Origin of the sequence: Novosphingobium sp., assembly GCF_965229225.1 — a bacterium.
GTDB lineage: Bacteria > Pseudomonadota > Alphaproteobacteria > Sphingomonadales > Sphingomonadaceae > Novosphingobium.
In genome coordinates this window covers 1,998,332-2,025,061 of sequence record NZ_OZ245867.1, presented here as the reverse complement: position 1 = coordinate 2,025,061, position 26,730 = coordinate 1,998,332, and the positions used below count along the sequence as shown (strand labels likewise).

23 protein-coding genes are annotated in these 26,730 nt (G+C 65.1%); 9 read left to right on the top strand and 14 right to left on the bottom strand.

From position 1 onward, the window contains the following. The first annotated feature begins 39 nt into the window (after positions 1-39). From gltB to ACO06X_RS09250, 3 genes are all read left to right on the top strand, one after another. On the top strand, positions 40-4,680 hold the full coding sequence (gltB, locus tag ACO06X_RS09260) for a glutamate synthase large subunit (RefSeq protein WP_421839632.1): 4,641 nt from the start codon (positions 40-42) through the stop codon (positions 4,678-4,680). A gap of 18 nt (positions 4,681-4,698) precedes the next feature. Then, on the top strand, positions 4,699-6,132 hold the full coding sequence (locus ACO06X_RS09255; RefSeq protein WP_421839631.1) for a glutamate synthase subunit beta: 1,434 nt from the start codon (positions 4,699-4,701) through the stop codon (positions 6,130-6,132). 333 nt (positions 6,133-6,465) lie between these two features. Continuing rightward, positions 6,466-7,083 carry a ribosome-inactivating family protein gene (locus tag ACO06X_RS09250; RefSeq protein WP_421839630.1) on the top strand — a complete coding sequence of 206 codons (618 nt, stop codon included), beginning with the start codon at positions 6,466-6,468 and terminating at the stop codon, positions 7,081-7,083. A 636-nt stretch (positions 7,084-7,719) separates the two neighbouring features. Here the strand turns inward: ACO06X_RS09250 and rimO are convergent. Further along, a complete protein-coding gene (rimO, locus tag ACO06X_RS09245) occupies positions 7,720-9,111 on the bottom strand; it encodes a 30S ribosomal protein S12 methylthiotransferase RimO (RefSeq protein ID WP_421839629.1) in 1,392 nt (463 codons plus the stop codon). A gap of 56 nt (positions 9,112-9,167) precedes the next feature. On the opposite strand from rimO, the gene ACO06X_RS09240 reads away from it, so the two are divergent. Beyond that, positions 9,168-9,668, top strand: a complete 501-nt coding sequence (locus tag ACO06X_RS09240) for a hypothetical protein (protein WP_421839628.1) — start codon at positions 9,168-9,170, stop codon at positions 9,666-9,668. A gap of 16 nt (positions 9,669-9,684) precedes the next feature. Next, positions 9,685-10,047, top strand: a complete 363-nt coding sequence (locus ACO06X_RS09235) for a DUF1761 domain-containing protein (protein WP_421839627.1) — start codon at positions 9,685-9,687, stop codon at positions 10,045-10,047. Here the strand turns inward: ACO06X_RS09235 and ACO06X_RS09230 are convergent. The 6 genes from ACO06X_RS09230 to ACO06X_RS09205 all read right to left on the bottom strand — a co-directional run bounded on the left by ACO06X_RS09230 (position 10,037) and on the right by ACO06X_RS09205 (position 14,601). Next, on the bottom strand, positions 10,037-10,738 hold the full coding sequence (locus ACO06X_RS09230) for a peptidoglycan DD-metalloendopeptidase family protein (protein WP_421839626.1): 702 nt from the start codon (positions 10,736-10,738) through the stop codon (positions 10,037-10,039). The two genes, ACO06X_RS09235 and ACO06X_RS09230, sit on opposite strands and share 11 nt — an antisense overlap. Beyond that, complete coding sequence (gene serS / locus ACO06X_RS09225) at positions 10,738-12,018, bottom strand: serine--tRNA ligase (RefSeq protein WP_421839625.1); 1,281 nt, start codon at positions 12,016-12,018, stop codon at positions 10,738-10,740. The genes ACO06X_RS09230 and serS overlap by 1 nt, the downstream gene beginning before the upstream one ends. Positions 12,019-12,067: 49 nt before the next feature. Then, positions 12,068-12,247 (bottom strand): YgaP family membrane protein, encoded by a 180-nt coding sequence (locus tag ACO06X_RS09220; RefSeq protein WP_421839624.1) that lies wholly within the window; start codon positions 12,245-12,247, stop codon positions 12,068-12,070. 118 nt (positions 12,248-12,365) lie between these two features. Next, positions 12,366-12,884: a nuclear transport factor 2 family protein gene (locus tag ACO06X_RS09215; protein ID WP_421839623.1), complete on the bottom strand. Its 519-nt coding sequence runs from the start codon at positions 12,882-12,884 to the stop codon at positions 12,366-12,368. Continuing rightward, positions 12,881-13,282 carry a putative quinol monooxygenase gene (locus ACO06X_RS09210; RefSeq protein ID WP_421839622.1) on the bottom strand — a complete coding sequence of 134 codons (402 nt, stop codon included), beginning with the start codon at positions 13,280-13,282 and terminating at the stop codon, positions 12,881-12,883. Before ACO06X_RS09210 ends, ACO06X_RS09215 begins: the two co-directional genes overlap by 4 nt. Beyond that, entirely contained in the window at positions 13,279-14,601 is a 1,323-nt protein-coding gene (locus ACO06X_RS09205; protein ID WP_421839621.1) for a cytochrome P450, read from the bottom strand. The genes ACO06X_RS09210 and ACO06X_RS09205 overlap by 4 nt, the downstream gene beginning before the upstream one ends. Before the next feature lie 133 nt (positions 14,602-14,734). On the opposite strand from ACO06X_RS09205, the gene ACO06X_RS09200 reads away from it, so the two are divergent. Then, positions 14,735-15,322: a carboxymuconolactone decarboxylase family protein gene (locus ACO06X_RS09200; protein ID WP_421839620.1), complete on the top strand. Its 588-nt coding sequence runs from the start codon at positions 14,735-14,737 to the stop codon at positions 15,320-15,322. Then, positions 15,319-16,593 carry a cytochrome P450 gene (locus ACO06X_RS09195; RefSeq protein ID WP_421839619.1) on the top strand — a complete coding sequence of 425 codons (1,275 nt, stop codon included), beginning with the start codon at positions 15,319-15,321 and terminating at the stop codon, positions 16,591-16,593. Before ACO06X_RS09200 ends, ACO06X_RS09195 begins: the two co-directional genes overlap by 4 nt. Before the next feature lie 196 nt (positions 16,594-16,789). Here the strand turns inward: ACO06X_RS09195 and ACO06X_RS09190 are convergent, their stop codons facing one another. The 4 genes from ACO06X_RS09190 to ACO06X_RS09175 are packed head-to-tail and all read right to left on the bottom strand — an operon-like array spanning position 16,790 to position 19,888. Continuing rightward, positions 16,790-18,676, bottom strand: coding sequence for a PQQ-binding-like beta-propeller repeat protein (locus ACO06X_RS09190; protein ID WP_421839618.1), 1,887 nt, complete (start codon positions 18,674-18,676; stop codon positions 16,790-16,792). A gap of 17 nt (positions 18,677-18,693) precedes the next feature. Then, complete coding sequence (locus ACO06X_RS09185; protein ID WP_298172648.1) at positions 18,694-18,990, bottom strand: putative quinol monooxygenase; 297 nt, start codon at positions 18,988-18,990, stop codon at positions 18,694-18,696. A gap of 8 nt (positions 18,991-18,998) precedes the next feature. Then, positions 18,999-19,301 carry a putative quinol monooxygenase gene (locus ACO06X_RS09180; protein ID WP_421839617.1) on the bottom strand — a complete coding sequence of 101 codons (303 nt, stop codon included), beginning with the start codon at positions 19,299-19,301 and terminating at the stop codon, positions 18,999-19,001. A 17-nt stretch (positions 19,302-19,318) separates the two neighbouring features. Beyond that, positions 19,319-19,888 (bottom strand): nuclear transport factor 2 family protein, encoded by a 570-nt coding sequence (locus tag ACO06X_RS09175; RefSeq protein ID WP_421839616.1) that lies wholly within the window; start codon positions 19,886-19,888, stop codon positions 19,319-19,321. A gap of 337 nt (positions 19,889-20,225) precedes the next feature. Between ACO06X_RS09175 and ACO06X_RS09170 the strand changes: the two genes are divergently transcribed. Further along, positions 20,226-22,718: a TonB-dependent receptor gene (locus ACO06X_RS09170; protein WP_421839615.1), complete on the top strand. Its 2,493-nt coding sequence runs from the start codon at positions 20,226-20,228 to the stop codon at positions 22,716-22,718. An 88-nt stretch (positions 22,719-22,806) separates the two neighbouring features. After that, positions 22,807-24,150 (top strand): aromatic ring-hydroxylating oxygenase subunit alpha, encoded by a 1,344-nt coding sequence (locus tag ACO06X_RS09165; RefSeq protein WP_421839614.1) that lies wholly within the window; start codon positions 22,807-22,809, stop codon positions 24,148-24,150. 37 nt (positions 24,151-24,187) lie between these two features. Here ACO06X_RS09165 and ACO06X_RS09160 read toward each other — a convergent pair whose 3' ends face one another. The 3 genes from ACO06X_RS09160 to ACO06X_RS09150 all read right to left on the bottom strand — a co-directional run bounded on the left by ACO06X_RS09160 (position 24,188) and on the right by ACO06X_RS09150 (position 26,710). Then, positions 24,188-24,946, bottom strand: a complete 759-nt coding sequence (locus ACO06X_RS09160; RefSeq protein ID WP_421839613.1) for an SDR family oxidoreductase — start codon at positions 24,944-24,946, stop codon at positions 24,188-24,190. A 28-nt stretch (positions 24,947-24,974) separates the two neighbouring features. Further along, positions 24,975-25,910, bottom strand: coding sequence for an SDR family oxidoreductase (locus ACO06X_RS09155; RefSeq protein WP_421839612.1), 936 nt, complete (start codon positions 25,908-25,910; stop codon positions 24,975-24,977). Between the two features lie 140 nt (positions 25,911-26,050). Then, positions 26,051-26,710, bottom strand: a complete 660-nt coding sequence (locus tag ACO06X_RS09150) for a TetR/AcrR family transcriptional regulator (protein ID WP_421839611.1) — start codon at positions 26,708-26,710, stop codon at positions 26,051-26,053. Between the last annotated feature and the right edge of the window lie 20 nt (positions 26,711-26,730).

Here is a 26,730-nt window from a genome sequence, read left to right as displayed (position 1 = left end):
AACCGACGTCATTTGACCGAGTGCAGGGCGATTTAAGTGATGGGTTTTCCGCAGGTTCAGGGCCTTTACGATCCGCGCAACGAACATGACGCATGCGGCGTCGGCTTCGTCGCGCATATCAAAGGCATCAAAAGCCACGGAATTATCGAGCAAGCGCTTGAAATCCTGCGTAATCTCGATCACCGCGGCGCGGTTGGCGCCGATCCGCTGCTGGGCGATGGCGCGGGTATCCTGATCCAGATCCCCGATGCGCTGCTGCGCCGCTGGGCACAAGGCGAAGGCAAGGACCTTCCCGCGCCCGGCGACTATGCCGTCGCGATGTGCTTCCTGCCCCAGGACGAGCCCGCGCGCGACTTCGTGATCGAGGTGTTCGAGCGCTTCATCGCCAAGGAAGGCCAGCACCTCGTCGGCTGGCGCGATGTGCCCACCACGCTCGATGGCCTCGGCAAGACCGTGATCGAACAGATGCCGGTGATGCGCCAGTGCATCATCCGGCGCGGTGAGAACTGCCCCGATCAGGACGCGTTCGAGCGCAAGCTGCTCGCCATCCGCAAGCAGACGCAGAACCCGCTCGCCGCCATGGCCGAAAAGCATGGGCTGCCGGGCGTTACGCAGCTCTACATGCCCAGCTTCTCGTCGCGCACCGTGGTCTACAAGGGCCTGCTGCTCGCCGATCAGGTCGGCTCGTTCTACGATGATCTGCGCGATCCGCTGTGCGTCTCGGCGCTCGGCCTCGTCCACCAGCGCTTCTCGACCAACACCTTCCCCAGCTGGAAGCTGGCGCACCCCTACCGGTTCATCGCCCACAACGGTGAGATCAACACCGTGCGCGGCAACGTCAACTGGATGAACGCGCGCCGCCGCACCATGGAGTCGGAGCTGCTCGGCCCCGATCTCGACAAGATGTGGCCGCTCATCCCGCATGGCCAGTCAGACACCGCCAGCCTCGACAACGCGCTCGAACTGCTGCTCGCGGGCGGCTACAGCCTCGCCCACGCGGTGATGATGCTGATCCCTGAGGCCTGGGCCGGCAATCCGCTGATGGATGCCAAGCGCCGCGCCTTCTATGAATACCATGCCGCGCTGATGGAGCCGTGGGACGGCCCTGCCGCGGTCGCCTTCACCGATGGTCGCCAGATCGGCGCCACGCTTGATCGCAACGGTCTGCGCCCCGCGCGTTTCTCGATCACGCGCGATGATCTCGTCTGCATGGCGTCCGAAAGCGGCGTGCTGCCGTTCCGTGAGGAAGACATCGTGCGCAAGTGGCGGCTCCAGCCCGGCCGCATGCTGCTGATCGACCTTGAGGAAGGCCGCATCATCGAGGACGAGGAAATCAAGGCCCGCCTCGCCAGCGACGAACCCTACGAGGAGTGGCTTGCCGCCGCGCAGTACAAGCTCAAGGAGCTCGCCGTGGTCGAGCCCGAGGAAGGCGAACTGCCCGAGCCGACCGCTTCGCTCCTCGATCGCCAGCAGGCGTTCGGCTACACGCAGGAAGACATTTCCCGTTTCCTCGAACCGATGGCGACGACCGGCGATGATCCGCTGGGCTCGATGGGCACCGATACGCCCATCGCCGTCCTCTCGGACCGTTCGCGCCTGCTGTTCGATTATTTCAAGCAGAACTTCGCGCAGGTCACCAACCCGCCGATCGATCCGATCCGCGAGGAACTGGTCATGAGCCTCGTCTCGATGATCGGCCCGCGCCCGAACCTGCTCGGCCACGATGCCGGCACGCACAAGCGGCTCGAAGTCGATCAGCCGATCCTCACCAACGCCGATATCGCCAAGATCCGCTCGGTCGAAGCCGCGCTCGACGGCGCCTTCCGCACCGAGACGATCGACACGACCTGGGACGCCAAGACCGGCGCTGCCGGCCTCGAAATGGCGATCAAGGAAATGTGCTGGGCCGCCACCGAAGCGGTGCTCGCGGACAAGAACATCCTCATCCTGTCCGACCGCGCGCAGGATGCGGGCCGCATCGCGATGCCCGCGCTGCTCGCCACCGCCGCCGTCCACCACCACCTCGTCCGCCAGGGCCTGCGCATGCAGACCGGCCTCGTCGTGGAAACCGGCGAAGCGCGCGAAGTGCACCACTTCTGCGTCCTCGCGGGCTATGGCGCGGAAGCGATCAACCCCTATCTCGCGTTCGAGACGCTGGAATCGATCCGCGTTTCCCGCGAACTGCCGCTCTCGGCTTACGAGGTCGAAAAGAACTACATCAAGGCCATCGACAAGGGCATCCTCAAGGTCATGTCCAAGATGGGCATCTCGACCTACCAGTCCTATTGCGGCGCGCAGATCTTCGATGCGGTCGGCCTCTCGTCGGCCTTCATCGACAAGTACTTCACCGGCACCGCCACGATGATCGAAGGCGTCGGCCTCACCGAAATCGCCGAGGAAACCGTGCGCCGCCACGCTGCGGCCTATGGCGACAGCCCGCTCTACCGCAAGATGCTCGATGTCGGCGGCATGTACCAGCTGCGCCTGCGCGGTGAGGAACACGCGTGGACGGCGGAGAATGTCGCGGCACTCCAGCACGCGGTGCGCGGCAATATCCCGGACAAGTACCGCGAGTTCGCGCAGACCATCAACGACCAGTCGGCACGCATGCTTACGATCCGCGGCCTGCTCGAATTCAAGCCCGCGAACGATCCCGTTCCGCTGGAAGAGGTCGAATCCGCGAGCGATATCGTCAAGCGCTTCGCCACCGGCGCGATGTCGTTCGGCTCGATCAGCCGCGAGGCGCACACCACGCTCGCCGTCGCGATGAACCGCATCGGCGGCAAGTCCAACACCGGTGAAGGCGGCGAGGAGCCCGATCGCTTCGTGCCCTTGCCCAACGGCGATTCGATGCGCTCGGCGATCAAGCAGGTCGCCTCGGGCCGCTTCGGCGTCACCACCGAATACCTCGTCAATGCCGACGACATCCAGATCAAGATGGCCCAGGGCGCCAAGCCCGGCGAAGGCGGCCAGCTGCCGGGTGACAAGGTCGACAAGGTGATCGGCAAGACCCGGCATTCAACGCCCGGCGTCGGCCTGATCTCGCCGCCGCCGCACCACGATATCTACTCGATCGAGGATCTCGCCCAGCTGATCCACGACCTCAAGAACGTGAACGGCAAGGCGCGCGTCTCGGTCAAGCTCGTCTCCGAAGTCGGCGTCGGCACGGTCGCGGCGGGTGTCTCGAAGTGCAAGGCGGACCACGTCACCATCTCGGGTTACGAAGGCGGCACCGGCGCTTCGCCGCTCACTTCGCTGACGCACGCGGGCAGCCCGTGGGAAATCGGCCTCGCCGAAACCCAGCAGACGCTGCTGCTCAACAACCTGCGCAGCCGCATCGCGGTGCAGGCCGATGGCGGCCTGCGCACCGGGCGTGACGTTGCGGTCGCCGCGCTCCTCGGCGCGGACGAGTTCGGCTTTGCCACCGCCCCGCTCATCGCGGCAGGCTGCATCATGATGCGCAAGTGCCATCTCAACACCTGCCCGGTCGGCGTCGCCACGCAGGATCCGGTGCTGCGCGCACGCTTCACCGGCCAGCCCGAACACGTGATCAACTACTTCTTCTTCGTCGCGGAAGAGCTGCGCGCCATCATGGCCGAACTCGGCTTCCGCACCGTCGGTGAAATGGTTGGCCGTGTCGATTGCCTCGATACCCGCGCCGCGATCACGCACTGGAAGGCGCGCGGCATCGATCTCTCTCGCCTCCTCCACCGCGTCGAACCCGCAGCCGGCACCACGCTCGGCTGGAGCGGCACGCAGGACCACGGTCTCGATGCCGCGCTCGACAACGTGCTGATCGCCGCTGCCGAACCCGCGCTCGAACGCGGCGAGGCGGTGCGCATCGAAAGCAAGGTGCGCAACGTCAACCGCACCGTCGGCGCCATGCTCTCGGGCGAAGTGGCCAAGCGCTATGGCCATCGCGGCCTGCCCTCCGGCACGATCCACGTCACGCTCTCCGGGGTTGCGGGTCAGTCGTTCGGCGCATTCCTTGCGCACGGCGTCACGCTCGATCTCACCGGCGATGCCAACGACTATGTCGGCAAAGGCCTCTCCGGCGGCCGCGTCATCGTCCGTCCGCCTTCGCATGTGGACCGCGCCGCGAACGAGAACATCATCGTCGGCAACACCGTGCTCTACGGCGCCATCGCGGGTGAGGCCTACTTCAACGGCGTCGCGGGCGAACGCTTCGCGGTGCGCAATTCGGGCGCCGTCGCGGTGGTCGAAGGCACCGGCGATCATGGCTGCGAATACATGACCGGCGGCGTGGTCGTCGTACTCGGCAAGACGGGGCGCAACTTCGCCGCGGGCATGTCGGGCGGCGTCGCCTATGTCTATGATCCGGAAGGCCGTTTCCCGGCGCTGTGCAACGCTGCGATGGTGGACATTCTCCCCGTCAGCACCGAGCGCGACGAGGATGAAGGCACCGGCAGGCCCCAGCAGCGCGGAGTGGACGTCACCGATTTCGGCATGGGCGATATGCTCCGCCACGATGCAGAACGCCTGCGCATTCTCGTCGAGCGCCACCACCTCCACACCGGCAGCAAGCACGCCCGCGCGCTGCTTGATAACTGGGCGGAGGCGCTGCCGCACTTCGTCAAGGTCATGCCGCGCGATTACGCCCGCGCGCTGCGCCAGCTCGAAGCCGAGCGCGCCGCAGCCGCCAGCGTAGCCGCAGAATAATCCTAGGGTATCAAGAACATGGGCAAGGCAACCGGCTTCCTCGAAATCGATCGCAAGGATCGTTCCTACGACGCCCCGCAGGAGCGTCTGAAGCACTACCGCGAATTCGTCATCCCGCATGACGACAGCACGCTCAAGGGCCAGGCGGCGCGCTGCATGAATTGCGGCATTCCGTATTGTCACAACGGCTGCCCGGTGAACAACCAGATCCCGGACTGGAACCACCTCGTCTACGAGAACGACTGGCGCACCGCGCTCGACAATCTCCACTCGACCAACAACTTCCCCGAATTCACCGGCCGCATCTGCCCCGCCCCGTGCGAGGCCGCCTGCACGCTCAACCTCGTCGACCAGCCCGTCACCATCAAGTCGATCGAATGCTCGATCGTCGACAAGGGCTGGAAGGAAGGCTGGATCGAACCGCAGGTGCCCGCGCACAAGACGGGCAAGACCGTCGCCGTCGTCGGCTCCGGCCCCGCAGGCCTCGCCTGCGCGCAGCAACTCGCCCGCGCCGGCCATTCGGTGACGGTCTTCGAAAAGTCGGACCGCGTCGGCGGCCTGCTCCGCTACGGCATCCCCGATTTCAAGCTCGAGAAGCACCTCATCAACCGCCGCCTCGTCCAGATGATGGCCGAAGGGGTCGAGTTCCGCACCTCGGTCGAAGTCGGCGTCACGGTCTCGGTCGCCAGCCTGCTTGAAAACTTCGACAAGGTCGTCCTCGCCGGCGGCGCCGAAGATCCGCGCCCCATCGGCATCCCCGGCTTCGAACTCCCCGGCGTGCGCTACGCCATGGAATTCCTCACCCAGCAGAACAAGCGCGTCGCCGGAGACGACGAAATCCGCGCCGCCCCGCGCGGCTCGCTCCTCGCCACCGGCAAGCACGTCGTCGTCATCGGCGGCGGTGACACGGGGTCAGACTGCGTCGGCACCTCAAATCGCCAGGGCGCGCTCTCGGTCACCCAGCTCGAAATCATGCCGCGCCCGCCCGAAAAGGAAGACAAGGCGCTCACCTGGCCCAACTGGCCGCTCAAGCTGCGCACCTCCTCCAGCCACGAAGAAGGCGTCGAGCGCGAGTTCGCCGTCCTCACCAAGCGTGTGCTGGGTGAAAACGACGTGTCCGGCCTCGAATGCGTCCGCGTCGAGTGGAAGAACGGCAAGATGGAGGAAGTGCCCGATAGCACCTTCGTCATCCCCGCCGATCTCATCTTCCTCGCCATGGGCTTCGTCGGCCCGCGAAGGGCAGGCCTGCTCGAACAGTCCGGCGTCGAACTTGATGCGCGCGGCAACGTGAAGGCGGGCACCGTCGACTACCACACCAGCCACGAACGCATCTTCACCTGCGGTGATATGCGCCGCGGCCAGAGCCTCGTCGTCTGGGCCATCCGCGAAGGCCGCCAATGCGCCCGCGCCGTGGACGAAGCCCTGATGGGCGCAAGCGAACTCCCGCGCTGAGCCATTGATCCTCCCCATTTTTGCGAAGCACAAATGGGGAGGTGGCAGCCCGCAGGGCTGACAGAGGGGTAATTCAACCTCCGGCGGGCAAGGACCATCGCCCTTGCATCCCATCACCGCGTCAGCGCCATCCCCACGCCAACCGCCCCGCATTCCCGCCCGCGCGCCGCAGCTTGTCCGCCATTCCGCAGCCTGTTTTCACAATGACAGCCCGCGCCGGGCCTGATAATCAAGCCCCACATTACTAACGGGTTCGCGCAACATCGTCGGTCATCCAGCGGCTCCGGCTCCACGGAGTGCTCGCTGTTTGCGCCAAGCGGGAGCCCGTTCGCCATGCCAGACCTTCGTCTCGACACCTACCCGCAAGACATGAAGGCGCTTGCGCTGCTCGTGACCGATGCCAGCACGGTGCCCGGCGGCCACCGGGTGCAACGTGTGGCCTCCACCGCAATGGTCGATATCAATGTCGTCGCCACGGGCGCGGCGCAGATCACGATGCTGGTCAAGGAATCAGGCCTCTATTGCAAGGGGTTCCGCAACGGCAACGGCACCTTCTACTTCAAGGACGAGAACAACGGCGCCAACGAGCTTCGCTTCGGGTGCAGCTATGTCGGCAGCAACAGCTTGGGCATTTTTACCGATGGGGGCACCGACATCGCCAAGAAACCGCGCGCGAAAAAGGACATCGTCCAATCGGTGACGACCCTCGCCGCCTTCGCGGGCGGCAACGATCTGCACCTCAAGGAACACCTCGCAACGATGGTCTTCTGCGTGTCGGAAGCGATCCGCTTCACGATTGTCTATGATCGCATCGTCGAGGTGTGCAAAGGCGCCGGCGCGACCTTCAGCTTTCGCGATCTGCGCGCTTACGTGCAGAACTGGTCGGAACTGTCGAGCGGTGGACGCGTAGCCGGCACGACGCCCAACAAGGTCTTCACGTCACACGGTTGATGAAACCCGCTCCGCTCCCGGCACGCGTCGCGATCGGTTTACGGGTCAAGAAAGTGGAGCCTCCGGCGGGCAAGGGCCATCGCCCTTGCATCCCGTCATCGTGTCAGGATGCACCCCCACGCTTCGTCACTCACGTCACTCCCGCCACCCCCGTCATTCCCCCCACATCCTCGTCATTCCCGCGCAGGCGGGAATCCAGAGCCCCACACACCGCGCAAGCCGCCCTGGTTTCCCGCCGTCGCGGGAATGACGAAGGGTTGGTGGTAGCGGCAGCCGGTTCGAAGCAAAGTGATTGAGGAACACGCACCGCAACGCCCAAGCTTCCCAAAAGCCCTCTCCACTTCAGGGGAGAGGGTTGGGAGAGAGGGGGGCTGCCCCCAAGACTGACGCAACCCGCAAATCACCCCACCAGATCCTCCCCATTTGTGCTGCGCAAAAATGGGGAGGATCACTGGCCATAAATAACAGACGCGCGCGTCAGATATAAACCGCTGTCCTACAGGTAGGCACCTGCGGCATGCTCCTGTGATGGTCATGCCCATGCCTCGCTTGTCCAACGATTCCCGCACCTTCCGGCGCAGCGGGGCGGGCCTGCCGGGGGCTCCCGAGTTTTCGCTCAGGACTGTGTCAACCGTGTCAACTTGCGGGCAAAATCACCCCGTAGAGGTCGTGCGCGTCGGCGTCCTCCACCAGCACTTCGGCGAAGTCTCCGGCCTTCAGGCCCTCGGGCACGTTGCGCAGGTAGACGGCGCCGTCGATTTCGGGCGCGTCGGCCTGAGACCGGGCGGTGGCGCCCACGTCGCCGTCTTCGTCGGGTTCGCCCACTTCGTCGATGATCACGCGGACGGTGCGGCCCACTTTGGCGGCGAGCTTGGCGGCGCTGATCGCTTCGGTTTTCGCCATGATCCGGGCGTAGCGTTCTTCCTTGACCTCTTCCGGCACCGGATCGGGCAGGTCGTTGGCGGCGGCGCCAGCCACGGGTTCGAAGCGGAAGGCGCCGACGCGGTCGAGCTGGGCTTCATCCAGCCAGTCGAGCAAGTACTGGAAGTCCGCCTCGGTCTCACCGGGGAAGCCGACGACGAAGCTGGAGCGGATGGTGATGTCCGGGCAGATCGCGCGCCAGGCCTTCAGGCGTTCGAGCACCTTGGCCTCGTTGGCGGGGCGCTTCATGGCGCGCAGCACATTGGGGCTGGCGTGCTGGAACGGGATGTCGAGGTAGGGCGTGAGGAGCCCTTCGGCCATCAGCGGGATGACCGCATCGACGTGGGGGTAGGGGTAGACGTAGTGCAGGCGCACCCACGGCGTCTGGCCGTCCGGCGTGCGCAGCTGGCCGAGTTCGCGGGCGAGGTCGGTCATGTGGGTGCGGACCTCGCGCCCCTTCCACTGGCGGGTCTCATGGCGGACGTCCACGCCATAGGCCGAAGTGTCCTGGCTGATGACGAGCAGTTCGCGCGTGCCCGCCGCGACGAGCTTTTCGGCTTCGCGCAGCACCGCATCGATGCGGCGGCTGGCGAGTTTGCCGCGCAGGCTCGGGATGATGCAGAAGGCGCAGGCGTGGTTGCAGCCTTCGGAAATCTTGAGGTAGCTGTAGTGGCGCGGGGTGAGCTTCACGTCGCCCGGATCGGCCTGCGGGATCAGGTCGACATACGGCCCCATCGAGGGCGGCGCGGCTTCGTGGACGGCTTCGACGACGGCTTCATACTGGTGCGCGCCCGTCACGGCGAGAACGCTGGGGAAGCGCGCGCGGATCGCTTCGGCTTCGTTGCCCATGCACCCCGTCACGATCACGCGGCCGTTTTCGGCGATGGCTTCGCCGATCGCGGCAAGGCTTTCCTCCTTCGCCGAATCGAGGAACCCGCAGGTGTTGACCAGCACGACGTCCGCCCCCGCGTAGTCCGCGCTCATGGCATAGCCATCGGCGCGCAGGCGGGTGAGGATGCGTTCGCTGTCGACGAGCGCCTTGGGGCAGCCGAGGCTGACCATGCCGACTTTGGGGGCGTCCGGAAGGATGATGGGTGTGGTGGCCATGGCGGGGGCGCTTACACGCAATTGACCGGGCCGTCACCACACGCTATGGGCCAGCCATGATCATTCGCATCACCAAGGGCGCGGGGGAGGACATTATCGCCATCGCACGCGCGGAAGGTTCCCGTGTCGAAACGCGCTTTGCGTGGAAGGGGCCGGTGCCGCATGATGCAGTCCACGTGATCGTCGAACGCGCGCTGGACCTTAAGGGTGCGTTCTGGGGGCTGGTTGCGGCGGGTCGGCATCCAGAAGAGATTCAGGCGCTCGCCAAGGCCGGCGGACATGCCAGCGCCAGCCGGGCGGGGGTGCCCGATGAGGGGATCATCGAGCTCCTGCAGGCGGAGCGGCTGGTCGAATGCTACGAGGCGCTGCTGTGGGGCGGCGGCGGATCGCGCGAGGATGTGCTGGCGATGGCGGGGCCTTCGTGCGAGGGCAGCCATGTCGCCTGCCCGCAGATCAGCGAGGATCAGCACGCCGCGATTGTCTCGGCGATCGCGGAGCTGGCGGACGCATGGCGGGTAGCACCGCGCGGGACTGTCCGCGAATGGGCGTGGCCATGAAGGAAAGGCTTTTGAAATGGGTCCGGTAAACTGGCTGGCGGTCATCGTTGCGGCCTTGGCGGCGCTGGCGCTTGGCGCAGCATGGCATGGCCCGGCGGCGCGGCGGCCTGCGCAAGTGCTGCTGGCGGGCGCGCTGCTGCTGCTCACGGCCACCATGATGGGGCACATGTTTGCCCGCGTCGGCGCGGCGACTTTGGCGGTGAAGCCGTGGCTCTATTTCATGATGTCGGGCGGGTTGGCGCTCGCTTTCGTGGCGCCCGCACTGGCGATTGGCGAGGCGCGGGCCGGGGCTTCGGCGGTAAAAGTGGTCCAGGGTGCGGCGTTCTGGATCGCCAGCTACCTGCTGATGGGCCTCGTGTTCTTTCTGTTCAAAGCCTGATCGGAAGATACAGCGCCGGGTTGCGCGGGGACGTGCCCTTGCGCAGTTCGAAGTGAAGGCCGGGGCGCTTGGCCTCGCCGCTCTTGCCGATGCGGGCGATGATCTGGCGCGCCTTCACCATCTGGCCTTCCTTGACGCGGACCTGCCCGAGATAGGCATAGGCAGTGACCCAACTGCCGCCGTGGTCGATCAGGATCAGCTGGCCGAAGCGCTCGGGCTCGGTCCCGGCGAAGACAACCCTGCCGGCGGCGGCGGCGTGGACGGTCATCCCGGCGAAGGCGGCAAGATCGATGCCGTTGTTGGGCAGGCCCTTGACCGGGGCGCCGAACCTCGCGGTGACCGCGCCGGAGGTGGGCCAGGCGAGGCGCGGAGCGCCGGCCTCGCGGCTGGCGGGCGGCGGTGCGGGTTTGCGGGCCGCGACGGTGGGCGGGCTGGCGCGCCGGGGCGAGCTATCTGGGGCGGGCCGCTTGAGCACTTGCCCGACGCGCAGGATATAGGGCGCGCGCAGATGGTTGGCGGCGGCGAGCGCTTCTACGCTGACGCCCATGCGCTGCGCGATCACGCTGAAGCTGTCACCCGCCCGGACGGTGTAGGGCCCCGCGCTATCGAGCAGGTTTTCGGGCTGGGCTTGTGCGGAAGGGCTTGCTGCCAGAAGCAGCAGCGCCGCCGCAGCAAGCCGGAGCCGCGCCATCAGCCGAGCGGGACGAGGCGGGTCACGCCGCCCATGTAGGGCTTGAGCACCTCGGGCACCTCGACCGTGCCATCGCCCTGCTGGTAGTTTTCCAGCACCGCGACGAGCGTGCGGCCCACGGCGAGGCCGGAACCGTTGAGCGTGTGGACGAATTCGGTGCCCTTCGCGCCCTCGGGCCGGTAGCGCGCGTTCATGCGCCGGGCCTGGAAATCGCCGCAGTTGGAGCAGGAGCTGATTTCCCGGAACGCGCCCTGCCCGGGCAGCCAGACTTCGAGATCATAAGTCTTGCGCGCGGTGAAGCCCATGTCGCCCGCGCAGAGCAGCATCTTGCGGTAGGGGAGATCGAGCGCCTGCAGGATCGATTCCGCGGCCTCGGTCATGCGCTCGTGCTCGGCGTCCGAATCCTCGGGCCGCGTGATCGACACGAGTTCGACCTTTTCGAACTGGTGCTGGCGGATGAACCCACGCGTATCACGCCCCGCCGCGCCAGCTTCGGAGCGGAAGCAGGGGGTGAGCGCGGTGAGGCGCAAGGGGAGGGCGCTATCGGCAAGGATCTGGCCGAGGACAGAGTTGGTGAGGCTGACTTCGGCAGTGGGGATCAGCCAGCGGCCATCGGTCGTCTTGAACAAGTCCTCGGAAAACTTTGGAAGCTGGCCGGTGCCGAAGGCGGCTTCGTCCTTCACCATGAGCGGCGGGTTGCACTCGGTGTAGCCGTTCTCGCCGGTCTGGCGATCCAGCATGAACTGGGCAAGCGCGCGGTGGAGGCGGGCCATCTGGCCGCGCAGGAAGGTGAAGCGTGCGCCTGCGATCAGCGCGCCGGTTTCGAAATCGAGGCCGAGCGGCGGGCCGAGATCGGCGTGTTCGATGGGCTGGAAATCGAAGGTGCGCGGCGTGCCCCAGCGGCTGACTTCGACGTTGCCGGCCTCGTCCTCGCCTTCCGGTACATCGGCGGCGGGGAGGTTGGGGAGGGCCGCGAGCGCGGCATTGAGCTCGGCAGTGAGGCGGCGCTCGTCCTCTTCCAGCGCGGGGAGTGCGGTTTTTAGTTCGGCGACTTCGGATTTCAGCGCCTCAGCGGTGTCCTTGTCGCCCTTGCCCATGGCGGCGCCGATGGCCTTCGAGGCCTCGTTGCGGCGGGCCTGCGCTTCCTGCATCCGCGTGGCGACATCGCGCCGGGCGGTATCGAGCGCGAGGATCGCTGCCGATTGCGGGGCAACGCCGCGGCGGGCGAGGGCGGTGTCGAACCCGGCGGGGTTCTCGCGGATCAGGCGGATGTCATGCATGGTCCGGGCGCTATGCCGTCTGCCAGCGCCCGGAGCAAGTGTGTGGCGATCAGGTGTGCAGGCCGAGCGCGCTGTAGAGCGGGCAAACGCCGGCAAAGGCGGTCACGATCGGCACGATGGCCACAAGCGCGATCATGGGGTGGCCGAGGATCAGGCTGAACACGATGATCACGGCGGCGAGCAGCAGGCGGATCACTTGATCGGCATCGCCGACATTGCTCTGGAACATGGGTCAGGTCCTCCACTTGGCTTGGTGTGGAGCAGTTGTGCCTGCCCGAGAGGGGGCGGACATTGATGCGGATCAAGTGGGGACTTTGGTTTACCGCGAGGGACGGGGGTGGGTACCCTCAGATCGCCCGGTATTGCGGATGGCCGCCTTGCAGCACTTCCAGGATCGGCAGCGGGAAGGCTGCGTCTGGATCGAACACCGGTTGATCGGGGATCGGGTGCGACCAATCGAGCACATAGTCGCGGCGGGAAATGCGCCATTCGTCGCCACGCTTTTCAAAGGCGTCGAGATAGCGGCCGCCATAGAGGGTCCCGCCATAGCTGCCCGCGTCGCTGCGGCGGGCTCCTGCGGTAAGGCCGTAGGTTTCGACTTCGGCGTGAGTCGCGCTGGTGAAGCGGATCGCGGGCGTGTTGAGGAAGTGCCAGCGCCGCGCGCTGCGGCGTTCGATGGCCATGACGACGGGGAGGAAATCGGCGGCGCTGCCCTTGAAGAAGCCGTAGTCGATGGCAGCGTCGGGCCAGAAGCAGCTCGCCTGCCCTTCATCATCGAGCCAGTCTAGCGTGCGCGAATAGCGTGCGAGGACGTCGGCGATGGCATCCTTGGCGAGGAGCTCGTCGAGCGACGTCGCAGCGCTCATGCGCGGCCGCTCCACCATGCGGGAATGGTGATCGGGAAGCGTTCCTGGGCGGTCTTGAGGTCGGCGTCGGCATCGGCGGGCAGCGGCGCATCGACCGTGGGGGGGAGGCCGCCGCCGGAGCCCTTGACCGGATCGACATATTCGAGGCGGATGTCTTCCAGCACGGCGGCAAAATCGTGGCCTTCATGGTGCGGCGACATCTGGTGGCGGTAGAAGGCCACCTTGTCGTCGAACGAGAGCAGGCAATAGTAGAGGTTTGGCGCCTCGCCCTTCCAGTATTCGTAGCGCTTCACGCCTGTTTCGGTGCTCCACGTCTGGTGGATCATGTCGGCCATGATCTCTTCCCATTGGGCTTCCGAACCGGGCTTGATCTTGATGTGCGCGAGAAGGGTGGTCATTGGACAGGCTCCCTTTGGAAAGTGCAGTGAAGCGCAAGCGTGCCGAGCATGATGCCCGGCTGGTGCAGGAAAGTGTTGCCGGGGGCGTAGTCCAGCGCGGCCAGCCGGTCGCACAGGCGGTTCCAGGCGATGGTCTGCTCGAGCCGCGAGAGGCCGGTGCCGGGGCAGACGCGCGGGCCGGCGGAGAAAGCGAGATGGCGGGTGACGGCGGCGCGGTCGAGCTTGAGGTCGAGCGGGTCGTCGAATTCGTCGGGATCGATATTGGCGGCGCCCCAGCGCAGGTGGAGCGTTGAGCCTGCCGGAACCTCGACACCCTGGAAGACCTCGTCCTGCGAAGTGATGCGGGTGGAAAGGCCCTGGGTTGGGGAACGCAGGCGCATGCCTTCCTCGGTGAAGGGGCGGATCAGTGCGCGGTCAGCCTTGAGCTTTGCGAAGAGGCCGGGGCGCTCGATCAGGAGCTGGGCCTGCTCGGCAAGGGCGTACTGCGTGGTCTCCAGTCCGCCGATGACCATGGCGTAGACGATGCCGTCGATCTCGTCGTCGGTCAGCTTGCGGTCCAAGGCCTCGTAGTGGACCTGCGTGAGGTAGCTGATCATGTCCTCGCCCGGATCGGCGCGGCGGCGGCGGACGTGATCGCGAACGTAGTCGGAGAAACCGGCGAGCAGGCGGAACTTATCGGCGCTCTGCTCGGGCGTGAGCACGTTGTTGTGCCCGCAGCCGTGGACATAGGACATGACTTGCGCATTGCCCCAGATTTCGAGGTCCTTCACATCCTCCAGCGGGAAGCCGAGCACGCTGGCCATTGTGCGCTGGGGCAGGGGACGTGCGAAATCGGCAACGAAATCAAATTGCTCGCCGCTTATCCAGGCGTCGATCAGGGCATCGACAAGGCCGGTGATCATCGCCTCGTGCCGCTTGGCGCCGGGTCCGACCCACGGGTCGGTAAGCTGCTGGCGGTGCGCGCGCCACAGTTCCGGATTGGGGCGCAGCGAGGCGATGGATTTCACCATGGCATCGATATCGGGCATCGCGCGGACCGAGGCTGGATCGGCCTTACGCGCTTCCAGCAGCAGCGAAAGCGTGGGCGGATAGCGATCCCAATCGCGCACCACGCGGGCGATATCCTCGTACTTGGAGAGGATGAAGGCGTCGTGGTCGGGCGTCATCCCTTCGCCGGGGAGGCGCAGCACCGGGGCTTCGGCATGGAGGATGGCATAGGCCTCGTACCAGTGCTCCGCTGCACCGGGGGCGAACAGATCGACATCCGCCAGCGCGTGCGGACACGGCATCGGGCTCAGCTCGTGATTGACGCGGCGCATTGCCTCTCTCCCCCTGGCTCTATTCAAATCGCCAGTTGTTGTTGGGGGGATGGTGCATGACCAATGCGCAGGCTGCCATGCTCACTTTTGCCAAGATCACCAGATGGCAGCGCTGGACGGAAGGGACTGCACCATGACCCGCGTCGCCAAGATTGCCCCCGAGGATTGGGATCCGCGCCTGCGCGCTGCGCTGAAGCCGGAAGACCGGACCGAGATCGAGCAGGGGATGATCCGCTTCCTTGCCCATTGCCCGGATCAGGTGCTGGGCATGATGCAATTTGCCGGAGCGTTGAAGGTCCATCGCCAGCTGCCCGAGAAGCTGGTGGAGCTCGTGCGGCTGCGCGTCGCCTTCTTCAATCAGTGCCGCAGCTGCATGGCGATCCGCTATACCGATGCGCTGGAAGATGGGGTGACGGAGGACCTCGTCTGCTCGCTGGAGCGGCCGCAGGAAGCGGAGAACCTGACCCCGGCGGAGAAGGCGGCGATCCGTTTTGGCGAGGCGATGGCGACCGACCATCTGCGCATCGATGAGGCGATGTATGCCGATCTGCGCAAGCATTTCAGCGAGTCGGAGATTGTCGAACTCGGCATGACCTGCGCGTTTTTCGTCGGTTTCGGGCGGCTCGCGGCAACGCTGCACATGGTGGAAGAACTGCCCGATGCGTTCCGCCGCGAAGGACCGGTTGCGCCCTGGGGCGAGGAACGGGTGGTTGTGCGATGAGTGATGGTGCGGACGAGCTGGGGATCAACCTGTTCGACCCGGCGGTGCAGCAGTGCCCCTATGACGCTTATCGCACGCTGAGGGATCAGGCCCCCGCCTATCGTCAGCCGGGCACCAACATGTATGTGGTGACGCGCTATGAGGACGTGCGGCGGGTGCTGCTCGATTCCGAGACGTTTCCGAGCAGCCCCAAGAGTATCGGGTTGCAGACGCTCTCTGCCAATGTCGAACGGCAGAAGAAGGTGGTCGAGCGCTTCAAGGAGCGCGGCTGGCTGCCCGAGCCGACCTTGAGCGGGCGCGATGATCCCAACCACAAGCAGATGCGCGCGATGTTCAATGAGGCGTTCAAGCCGAGCCGGATCAAGGAGATCGATCCGATGGTGGAAACGCTCGCCTATGAACTGATCGATGGCTTCGTGGCGGATGGGCGCTGCGAATGGGTCAGCCAGTTCTGCGTTCCGCTGCCGCTCTACATCATCGGCGAGCAGATGGGCGCACGCCGCGAGGACATGTGGAAGATCAAGCGCTGGACCGACGCCTTCTTCAAGCGCATCTCGATGATGCTGCCCGAAGAAGACGAGATCGAGATGGTCGACCGCGAGATCGAGGCGCAGCATTATTTCCAGCCGATCTTCGAGCGGCTGCGGACCAAGCCTGATGACTCGCTGATCAGCGTGCTGGTCAACACCGTGATCGAAGGCTGGGGGCGGCCGCTGAGCGACAACGAGCTGCATGCCGAGATGATGGCAGATACTTTTGTCGGTGGCAGCGAAACGACAACCAATGCGCTGGCGGCGGGGATGAAGCTGCTGATCGAAAACAAGGACGTCTGGCACAAGCTGAAGTCCGATCCCGAGCGCTACATGAAGACCTTCGTGGAAGAAGTGGTCCGGCTGGAATCGCCGGTGCAGAGCCTGATGCGGTTCTGCGCGAAGGACACCGAGCTGGAAGGCACGGTGATCCCCAAGGGCGCGCTGGTGAACGTGCGCTTTGCCGCCGCCAACCGGGATGAGCGGGTGTTCGAGTGCCCCGAGAAACTCGATCTCGACCGGCCCAAGGCGGGCGCACACATGGGCTTCGGTTCAGGCACGCACCACTGCCTCGGCGCGCCGCTGGCGCGGCGGGAGCTGGCGTGGGGCTTCCAGGCTGTGGTCGACCGGTTCGAGGATATGCACTTCGCGGATGGGGCGAATGATTTTTCAGTCCACCCGCACTTCCTGCTGCGAAGCCTGAAGGCGCTGCATATCGAGTTTGAGGCGAAGAAGATTTAGACAATGCAGAAGGTTGGGGGCTTCCGCGCTGGCCTAAGCGGGCGCGGCATTTCTCCTCAACTGCCCTGTGGCAGAGAATAGCCCCCGCGTCTTCATAGCGAAGTCCGACGTTCGCGCAATGTGCGCTTGCGAGGCATGTGACCGCAAATGAGGGGCTGACGGATTGTTCCGTCGGCCCCTCTTTTGTGCCTGCCCCCTACTTCGCCACCTCGAACACCATCAGCGCGTTGCCGGGGGCGTGGCTGTACATGCCGTAGCCCGAGTTCACGAAGACCTTGCCCTTCCACACGGCAGCGCCGGGGCCGCTCATCGAGCCGCCCTTGGCCGTCTGGCCGCCGATCGCTGGCATGGGCTGGGTGGTGTCGTATTGCCACAGGATCGCGCCGCTATCGGCATCATATGCGCGCAGCATGCCATCTAGGTGGCCGCCGAAGACGACGCCCGGAATGCTGGTGACGGCGGCGGAGATGCCCGGATCGCAGAACTTGCGGCCTTCGCAATTGTCCTTGGCTTTGGCCTGCCAGATCACGTTGCCAGTAGCAGCGTCAAGCGCGTGGAGCCCTGCGCCGCGGATCGCGGGATCATAGAGGCGTGCGTCGCCGGTATCGGCCATGTCGTTGATGGGGACGAAAACGCGGTTGCCCTCTGCCGACATGCCGAAGTGGACGCCGCCCTGCGTGCCGCCGTGGCCAAGCCGGGTCATCCACCTGACCTTGCCGCTATCGGGATCGAGACCCCAGGCTTGGCCCGACTTCTGCCCGATAACGAGCATCTTGGCGCCGGTACCGGTATCGATCAGCAGCGGCGAGGCGGCGACATCATAGTCAGGCCCGCCTTCCTTGGGGCACGAACCAAGGCCCATCATGCAGCCGACGTTCCAGGCGTCGCCGAGGGTGAGCTGCGTGTGCCAGACGCGCGCGCCGGTGCGGGCATCGACCGCGAAGATCGCATCGGAGCCATCATCGGCGGGGGTGGAATAGTTCTCGCCCGAGCCGAAGTAGACGCGGTTCGTGGCGGCGTCATAGGTCGGGCTGTTCCACACGGGCGCGCCGGAGGGGCCGAGGATCTGGGTGCCGTCGACAGTCTTGCCCTGCGGCACCGGCTGCCCGGCGGTGTAGGCACACCATTTTTCAGCGCCTGTTTCCGGATCGACCGCAACGACCGAGCCGCGGAACGTGCAGCACGGATAGGCCGGGTTGCCGGCCTGCACGACCTCGAGCGAAGATACCGGCACATAGAGCAGCCCGCCGCCCAAGGTGGGCGTGCCGGTGATCGTGGCATCGGCATGATCGCTCATCTTGCTGGCCCAAAGCTCCTTGCCGGTCATGGCATCGAGCGCGTGGACCTTGCCGAGGAGGTCGCCGAAATAGAGCCGTTTGGTGGCGGCATCGGTGACGATCGCGGTGCGCACTTCGGCGCTGAGGCGCGTGGTCCATTTGGTGCAGCCGGTGTCCGGATCGAAGGCATAGACGGTGCCGTCCTGGCTGCCGACGAAGAGCGTTCCCCAACCTATCGTGGGCTGCGAGCGGATGTGAGTCGCGGCCGGATAGGCAAACGCCCACTTGAGTTTCAGCTTGGGCACATCGGCCTTGGCAAGGCCGGCGATCCCGGCGGGGATGAAGCGGCGGTTGTCATGCCCCCAGCCGATATCGGCCGGCACGTCAGTCATGTCGAACCTGGCGGCGGCGCCCTTGCAGCGCGGCGGCGGGGCCGGGCGCTGGTAGGATGCATAGGGTGTGCGGGTGAGATACTCGGCGACCTGGATCTTTTCCGCAGGGGTGAGGCTGGCGGCCTGCTGGCGCATCACGCCGCTGGTCATTGCGGTGACGATCGCATCGGGCGCAAGCATCGCGAGGAAGCCGGGCGAGGGCGCCTTGGGCACGCCGCCGAGGTGGCACATTGCGCAGGCCCGTTCGAAGATCGGGCGGCCCGGTGCGGTTTCGGGATTGATGGAGGGGCCGGCACGGGAATTCATGTCTTCGGTCGACTTGATCCGCTGGGGCGTCGCTGCATTCAATCCGGCGGCGAGTGCCAGCGCAGCGAGGCCAGACAGGACCGCAATGCGGCTGGATTTGAACAGCATGGTATGAGACCCCAATCTCAATCGAGCGAACGGTAGAACGAAAGCTTCATGTCTTCGGCGAGGCAGGCGAGAACGGGCGGCACCAGCCGGTCATGAAAGTCGATGTGCATGTGCGTCTCGAACGCCGCATCGTCGCGGAACGTCGCGACACACTGGAACAGGTCCGGGTCTTCTTCTGATTGAAACAGTTCGTAGACCAGCGCGCCCGGTTCGTGTTCGAACACCAGCTTCTTGAGCTCGGTCTGGAGCGCGATCAGCTCATCCCGTTTTTCCGGCTTGGTGCGCAGTTGCGCGATGAAGCTCTTTGCAGTCATGGTGTCAGTCAGCCTTGGGCAGCGGGTTCGAGATCGTAGAGCAGTTCGCGCGCGTAGGAGCCGTCCATGCAGGCGATCATCCGCTCGATGAGAGGCTGATTGTGAGGGTACGCCCCATGGGCCTTGTCCGCTTCCTCGTCCGTGAAACGTTCGTAGACCGCGAACATGCCCGGCTCCGCAAGCCGGTAGAACTGATAGGAAAGCGTGCCTGGCTCACCGGGCGCGAGCGCTTCCATCTCTTTGGCGAGTGCGATGAATTCGGCTTCCTTGTCGGCGCGGATGCGGAAGCGGGAAAGGAAGGAAAAGGCCATTCGGGGTCCTTCGGGGTTCAGGCTTTGCGGGCCTGTTCATAGGAAATCCAGCTGGGCAGCCGCTCGGGGTAATCTGCCAGCTTCGGCTCGGCATAGGCGTGGTTGCGATCAGGCCGGGCGAGGATGCCGGGGTAGGCTTCCACCGGCACGTAGTAGAGAAAGCCGATCACGCGCTCGGCAAACTTCCAGCCTGCGGGCGTCTTGCGGTAGCGATCATCATAGCGGATCGCGGCGACCATCATCCGGCCATGGCGCATCAATTCGGCATGGCCGGCAACGCGGCCGGTGGCGGTCTCGTCATCCACGAAATCGATCTGGATATCGTGCATCACGTGATGGCCGGGGCCGAGCACCGCAAAGCGGCCATCGAACTGCGCCATGATCGCATCGGGCCCGGCCGCGTGCATCACCCCGTCGTGCGAGCGCAGCACGGCATCCTCGGCAAACAGCGCGCGCACTGCATCGATCCAGCGATCATCGATATCGAAGCTGTAGCGCGCGACGAGTTGACGGATTTGCGATTCGGCTTCCAGCCGCGCGATGCGCTTTTCCAGATCGGCGCCTGGGCTCGCCTCAAGATCAGGCATGCAGCTGTGCTTTCTCTCCCGCAGGCCGCTTCGCGCGGCCCTGCTTTGCGATCATGATACCGGGCCTTGGCCTGAAAACAATCATGAATGTTTGAAGGCTGCCGCCGCGTACATTTCTGATCCGAGGATTGCAGTCTGAGCGCGGCGGGGCCGCGGAGATACGCCGTTTGCTGCGCTGGACGCAGGGGCATGCGCGAGGTGTGAGGCAAATGGCGCAGGTGTTTCCGAAGGGCATCGCGCCTCTCTAAAAAAACATACATGTCTGCTTGCAAAATGCGCCCCGGAGTCTATCCTTGAGCCCACACCGCACACGAATGCGGGGCATGAGGAGATGGGGATGGCACTGAGGGACCTTCGCTGGTCGGCGGCATTTGGCGCAATGGCTGCAGCGATGCTGGCAACGCCGGCTCTGGCAAATGACGAGGCTCAGGCGGCGCAGCCGCAAACAGGCCAGGCGCAGTCAAGCGCCGATGACATGGCGAGCGGCCGACTGGGCGAAATCGTTGTGACGGCCACGCGGCGCGATTCCAACCTGCAGCGTACGCCGGTCGCGGTGTCTGCGGTTGATGCCAATCTGATCCGCCAGTCGAGCCCGCGCGATATCGGCGATCTCGCCGCCTTCGTGCCGAACTTCTCGGCCAACACGATCACCAACTTCAACGCTGCCTCGTTTGCGATGCGCGGCGTGGGCCAGACCTCGATCATCGTTTACTTCGAGCCGCCGGTCGCGGTGCTCGTGGACGACTTCGTGGTGCCTTCGGTGCAGACCCAGCTGCTCGACACCTTCGATATCTCGCAGGTCGAAGTGCTGCGCGGCCCGCAGGGCACACTTTTTGGCAAGAACACCACGGGCGGTGCGGTGACTGTGCGCACCAAGCGCCCTGAGCTGGGCGTTGTCGGTGTTGACGGCCGCGTCGAGATCGGCTCGTTCGGCAGCCGCCGCCTGCAGCTAGCCGCCAACGTGCCGATCTTCAGCAACATGGCGCTGCGCGTTGTGGCAGGTGCCGAAAAGTCGGACGGCTATTACAAGAATGGTGCCTGCTACGGCCCGGTGGTCAGCTTTGTTCCGGGCAATTTCTCGGGCGTTTCGGGCTGCCTCGATGGCAAGGCTGCTGGCGGCAAGGATGTCGTCAACCTGCGCGGCAAGTTGCTGTGGGAACCGACCAGCCGTCTGCGCATCCTCGCGCAGTATGAATGGCTGCGCGACCGGTCGCAAACCGTGCCGTCGGTCAACGAGAACTATGGCTACAAGGGCTCGACGCCGTTCCTGACGGACATCCTCAACACGATCCGCCAGAACCCGAACAGCAGTGATCCGCTCGACAACGCCGCGGTGACCTACCGTCAGGACGGCCTGATCAAGATGAAGGACGGCCAGCGGATCTCGGTCGATGGCTTCTACCTCAACGCCGACTACGATCTCGATTTCGGTAAGCTGACCTCGGTCACCGGCTGGCGCCGCCAGCTTTCACGCATTCCGAACTCCTATGCCGGCGCTGCGCCGATCGGGCTCGACGGCACGCCGCTGTCGTTCTTCGATGCGACGCGTGACGACAACCGCAAGACCTTCCAGCAGGAACTGCGCTTTGCCACCAATACCGGCACGGCGTTCGATGCCGTGATTGGCGGGTTCTACCAGCGCGAAACGGTCGATTTCTGCGTGGCGCAGCTCCTTGGCTTCCTCGACCTGACGTCCGGTCCGCTGCCGTTCGGTAACTGGAACGACACGCCCTACATCCTGTGCAACGCGCAGCGGTCCAATTCGAAGGCGGTCTTCGCTGAGGGCACTTACAAGATCACCCCCGAACTCTCGCTGACCGGCGGCGTGCGCTATACCTGGGAAAACAAGACCTGGTATGGCCGCAACCAGGCGTTCATCCCGCAGCTTGGCGGTGGTTTCGATCCCACGATCAAGATCAACGAAGCGCTGGATGCCAGCGTGTTCAAGTTCCCCGCCAACGTGGTGACGGTGAACAACAAGTCGAACAAGCCGACCTGGCGCATCACGCTCGGCTATCAGGCGACGCCGGACATTTATGCCTACGCGAACTATTCGCGCGGCTTCAAGAGCGGCGGGTTTAACGACCAGATTGGCGGCTTCGCGGCCTTCGCGACCGACCTCGACGCCTTCCGTGAAGCGGCGCGCGCCACGCGCCCGGAAACGGCGGATTCGTTCGAGGCCGGCATCAAGACCGAGCTGTGGGATCACCGCCTGCGTTTCAACCTCACCGGCTTCTACGTGAAGTACAAGGATCTGCAGAAGCAGCTCAACGTGCCGATCGTGGTCAATGGCAACCCGAACCAGGTCACGCTGTTCGTCAACGCGGCGAGCGCCACGGTGAAGGGCATCGAGGCGGAAGCCACCGCGCGCCTGTTCAAGGGCTTCACCCTGCGCGGCGTGCTTGGCTACCAGAACGGCAAGTACAACCAGTACACCGCTGCCGGCGCCGGCTACAACCTCGCCGACGCGCCGCTGGACCGCGCGCCCGAATGGCAGTGGACGATCGACGGTGCCTATGAAGTGCCGCTCGGTTCGAACTACAAGATCATCGCCAACGCTTCGGCGGCCTATACGGCGAAGAACCTCAACACACAGTCGATCACCGATATCGACGGCAACACCTTCCTAAACGCGCGTACGCTGGTGAACGCCTCGCTCACGCTCTCGCAGATCGACGACAAGTATTACGTCAAGGCCATCGGCCGGAACCTGACGGACGAGCGCTACCGGATCGCCTCGCAGAACGTGGCGGGCCTGTGGCTCAACTCGAACTTCGGCGCGCCGCGCTACTTCGGTGTCGAAGTCGGCGTGAAGTTCCGCGGTCCCTGAGCAGGGAACATGCGGCAAGACTGAAAAGCCTGCGGGCCGTCGTGTGGGGAAACCCGGCGGCGGCCCGCAATCATGATCGGGAACGACAATGAACGCCTTGGACCTCTGGGATATTCACACCGGCAAGCGCTTTCCCTTCGATGCACGGGCGCCGCGGATCGATAACGGCACCGCCCGCCCGGCGCCGGACCGCTATGTGAGCCCCGCCTACGCCGCAGAGGAATGGGACAAGGTCTTCGCGAAAAGCTGGCTGCTGGCCGGTCCGCTCTCTGACATTCCCGAGCCGGGCGATTTCATGAAGTTCGATGTGGGGCCGGAGAGCTTCATCGTGGTGCGCGATGATGATGGTACGGTCCGCGCGCACTACAACGTGTGCCCGCACCGGGGCAGCCAACTCGTCAGCGCGGATCTCGGTTCCGTCGGCCAGTTTACCTGCCCGTTCCACTCGTGGCAGTTCGCACTTGATGGCAAGTGCACCGCGATCACCGATAAAGAGACGTTCCGGCCGGAAGTGCTGTGCCATGGCACCGATCTTTCGTCGGTGCGCTGCGAAGTAGCGGCAGGCTTCGTGTTCGTGTCGATGGACCCGGAGATCAAGCCGCTCGCCGAGTTTCTCGGGCCGATCCTGCCGCAGCTCGAGCTCTACGAGATCGACCAGATGTACGTGGTGCAGCATCGCCGGTCGGACTGGGGATCGAACTGGAAGGGCGGGGTCGATGCTTTCGCCGAGATCTATCACCTCCACGCCGTCCATCCGCAGACGCAGTGCTTGATGGATGATCGCACCCAGATCGATTTGTGGCCGGGCGGGCTCAGCCGCCAGTTCGTGCCGTTTGCGCAGCCGAGCCCGCGCTTTCCCGATCAGGAAAGCGTCAATCCCGGCATCCAGATGATGCTGCGCGATGCAGGCATCGACCCCGCAACCTACGAAGGCTCCGCGCGCGAGACCCGCACCGCCGTGCAGCAAGCCAAGCGCAAGCGGTCGGACGAGTTGGGGCTGCGCTATGAGCGCTTCAGCGACAGCCAGCTTTCGGACTCCGTGGTCTACTCGGTGTTTCCGAACGTGCAGATCGGCTGCCATCCCGAAGCGGTGTTCCTCCACCGCTTCCTGCCGCACCCCACCGATCCGAACCAGTTCACCTATGATACCTGCATCCTCTACCGCCATGTCGATGCGCCGGGTTACTCGGCCCCGGCGTGGATGGGGATGGGCGAGGATGTCGATCTTTCAGGCCGCACGCGCCCGGATGTGATCCACACCAGGCTGGGCGAGCCGCCGTGCCTTGGCGAAGTGCTCGATCAGGACAGCGACCTCTTGCCGGTGGTCCAGAAGGGCGCGCGTTCGCGCGGGTTCAAAGGGCCGCTGTGGAGCGAGCAGGAAGGGCGCTTGCGGCACTTTCATGCCGAGCTTGACCGGATGATGCAGGGTTGAACGGCGCGGCGCGGGGTCTGGCCCCGCGCCGTTCGCCTCAGAATGGCCGGATCGTCAGCCCGTTGTCGATCACCAGTTCCGCGCCGGTAATGTAGCGGCTTTCGTCGCTCGCCAGGAATACCACGAGCGCTGCGACATCCTTGGGGTGGCCGGGCGAGCCATGCGGCAGCACGCCATCAGGAATGTCCTTGGCCTCACCCGGGCGGCCTTCGGCCTGCTGCACCATCGGCGTCTCGATCGCGCCGGGGTGGATCGAGTTGCAGCGGATCTTGTAGCCCTTGACCTGCGCCATCACCGCGACCGACTTTGACATCGAGCGGACCGCGCCCTTGGCGGCGGAATAGGCGAAGAAGATCGGATAGCCGAGCAGCGCGCCGACCGATGACATGTTGATGATCGAGCCGCCGCCGCTCTTGTTCATCAGCGGGATCGCGTGCTTCATGCCGAGGAACACGCCGTCGATCATGATCGAATTGACCCAGCGGAACTTGTCGAGGCTGGTGTCTTCGACATCGGCGTTGAGCACGACGCCGGCGTTGTTGACCAGCACATGCAGGCCGCCGAACTTTGCCTCGATCGCGGCGTAAGTGGCGATCCACTGCGCCTCGTCTGCGACATCGAGCGCCAGTGCCATCGCATCGCCGCCGATCCTGTCGGCCACAGCCTGCGCGGCGGCGAGGTTCACGTCAGTGACGACGACCTTGGCGCCTTCGGCCGCGAGCGCTTCGCAGTCTGCCGCGCCCAATCCCGATCCGCCGCCGGTGACGAGTGCCACCTTGCCTTCAAGCCGGCCCATACTCGCTCTCCTGTCTTGCGCGCGCGGTTCAGGCCGCGCCGTCTTCTGAGAAATAGTCCGGCATCCCCGCCGGCCAGATCACGCCCCATTGCGCCTGCCCGCCATCGATGATCATGAGATCACCGTTGATGAAGCGTCCGGCGGGGCTGGCGAGATAGGCGATGGCCTCGGCTACGTCCCAGGCATTGCCGCGCATCTTCAAGGGGTTGGCCTTGTGGAAGCGGGCAAGCGCTTCTTCCGGATACATGCGGAAACCCTCGGTCTCGATCACGCCGGGGCCGATGCAGTTGACGCGGATATCGTGGGGCGCCCACTCGGTGGCGACCGTCTTCGAGAGGTAGATCACCCCTGCGCGCGCGGCGCAGGTGTGCGCGGCCTGCGGCATGCCGCGTTCGACATTGGCGACGATGTTGATGACATGGCCCGGCTTGCCGTCGGCACGCCAGCGCTTGGCGGCTTCCTGCATCATCCACCAGGTGCCGTTGAGGTTGGTATCGATCACCGCGAGCCAGCCCTTGCGGCTGAAATCGATCGCGTCCTGCGGGAACTGCCCGCCTGCATTGTTGACCAGCGTATCGAGGCCGCCGAAGTGATCATGGACCGCGCCGATCATCGCCTCAACCGCTTCGGGATCGCGGATATTGGCCTCGAGGCAGAGGATTTCGCGCCCGGTTTCCTCGCGGATCAGCGCAGCCGTGGTATCGAGCTTTTCACGCGTGCGGCCGCAGATCGCGACATTGGCGCCCAGCTTTGCGGCGAGAAACGCGGCGGCCTTGCCCATGCCGCTACCCGCGCCGGAGATCAGGATGGTGTGCCCATCGAGCAGGTCATCGCGGAAGATCGTCTGCTGCGTGCGCAGCGCCTCTTCATCAAGCCCGCGCTTGGGGCGGCCGGGATCGCCGGGTTCGGGACGGAAGATGCGCGGGGTATGTATATCGGGCGCGTTCAACGGTTCATCCCCCATTCGTTCGTTCCCGCATAGCTAGAACACCCGCACAGAAAAAACAAACAGGTTTGATTTTGATTTGTGCTTCGCAGCCCCGATTTGCACAAGGTGCGCGGGACTTGGCGGGGGCTCTGCCGCTCCCGCAAAAGCGCCGCCAATCAGTCCTTGGCGGCAGGAGCGAGCGCGCGGATCTGGGCCTCGAGATGGCGCAGCATCGGCTCGACCTGCGAGGGTTCCATTCCGCCGGTCTGGAGCGAGATCGCCATGCCTTCGAGGATCGTCTGCGAGAGCGTCATCGCGAGGGCAAAGTTGGGCGAGCCGAGCCATTCGGGGAAAAGCGCTTCCGCCTGCGCATTGAACTTCTCACGGAATTCGTCCTGCAAGGGCGAGAGGATCGAGGCGAGATCGGCATCGGTCCGCGCCGCGACCGCAAGCTCGTGGAACGCGATGAACGCGGGCTTCTGGAGCTGGCGCCAGTAGGTTTCGACGAGATCGGTTACCTCGTGCTCCGGCCGGTCAGCCGCGCGGCGGAAGGCGCGCAGGCGCTTTTCGTGGAGTTCCGTGATCGCCGCCTTGATCAGGGCCGAGCCGTTTTCGAAGTGGTGGACCATCGCCCCGCGCGAAAGGCCGGCTTCTTCCGCCACTTTGGGCGTGGTCGTGTTGGCATAACCGTATTTGACGAGGCAGCGCACCGTTGCGTCGATCAGGCGGGCACGCGTCTGGGCCGCCTTGGCTGCCTGCAGAGTGCGCGTGCGATCAGCCGCCGGGCGTACGGGCCGAGGGGCGGGCCGTGCCGCCCGCGTGCGTGATAGAGCCATGCGTTTTACTTGCCTGAACC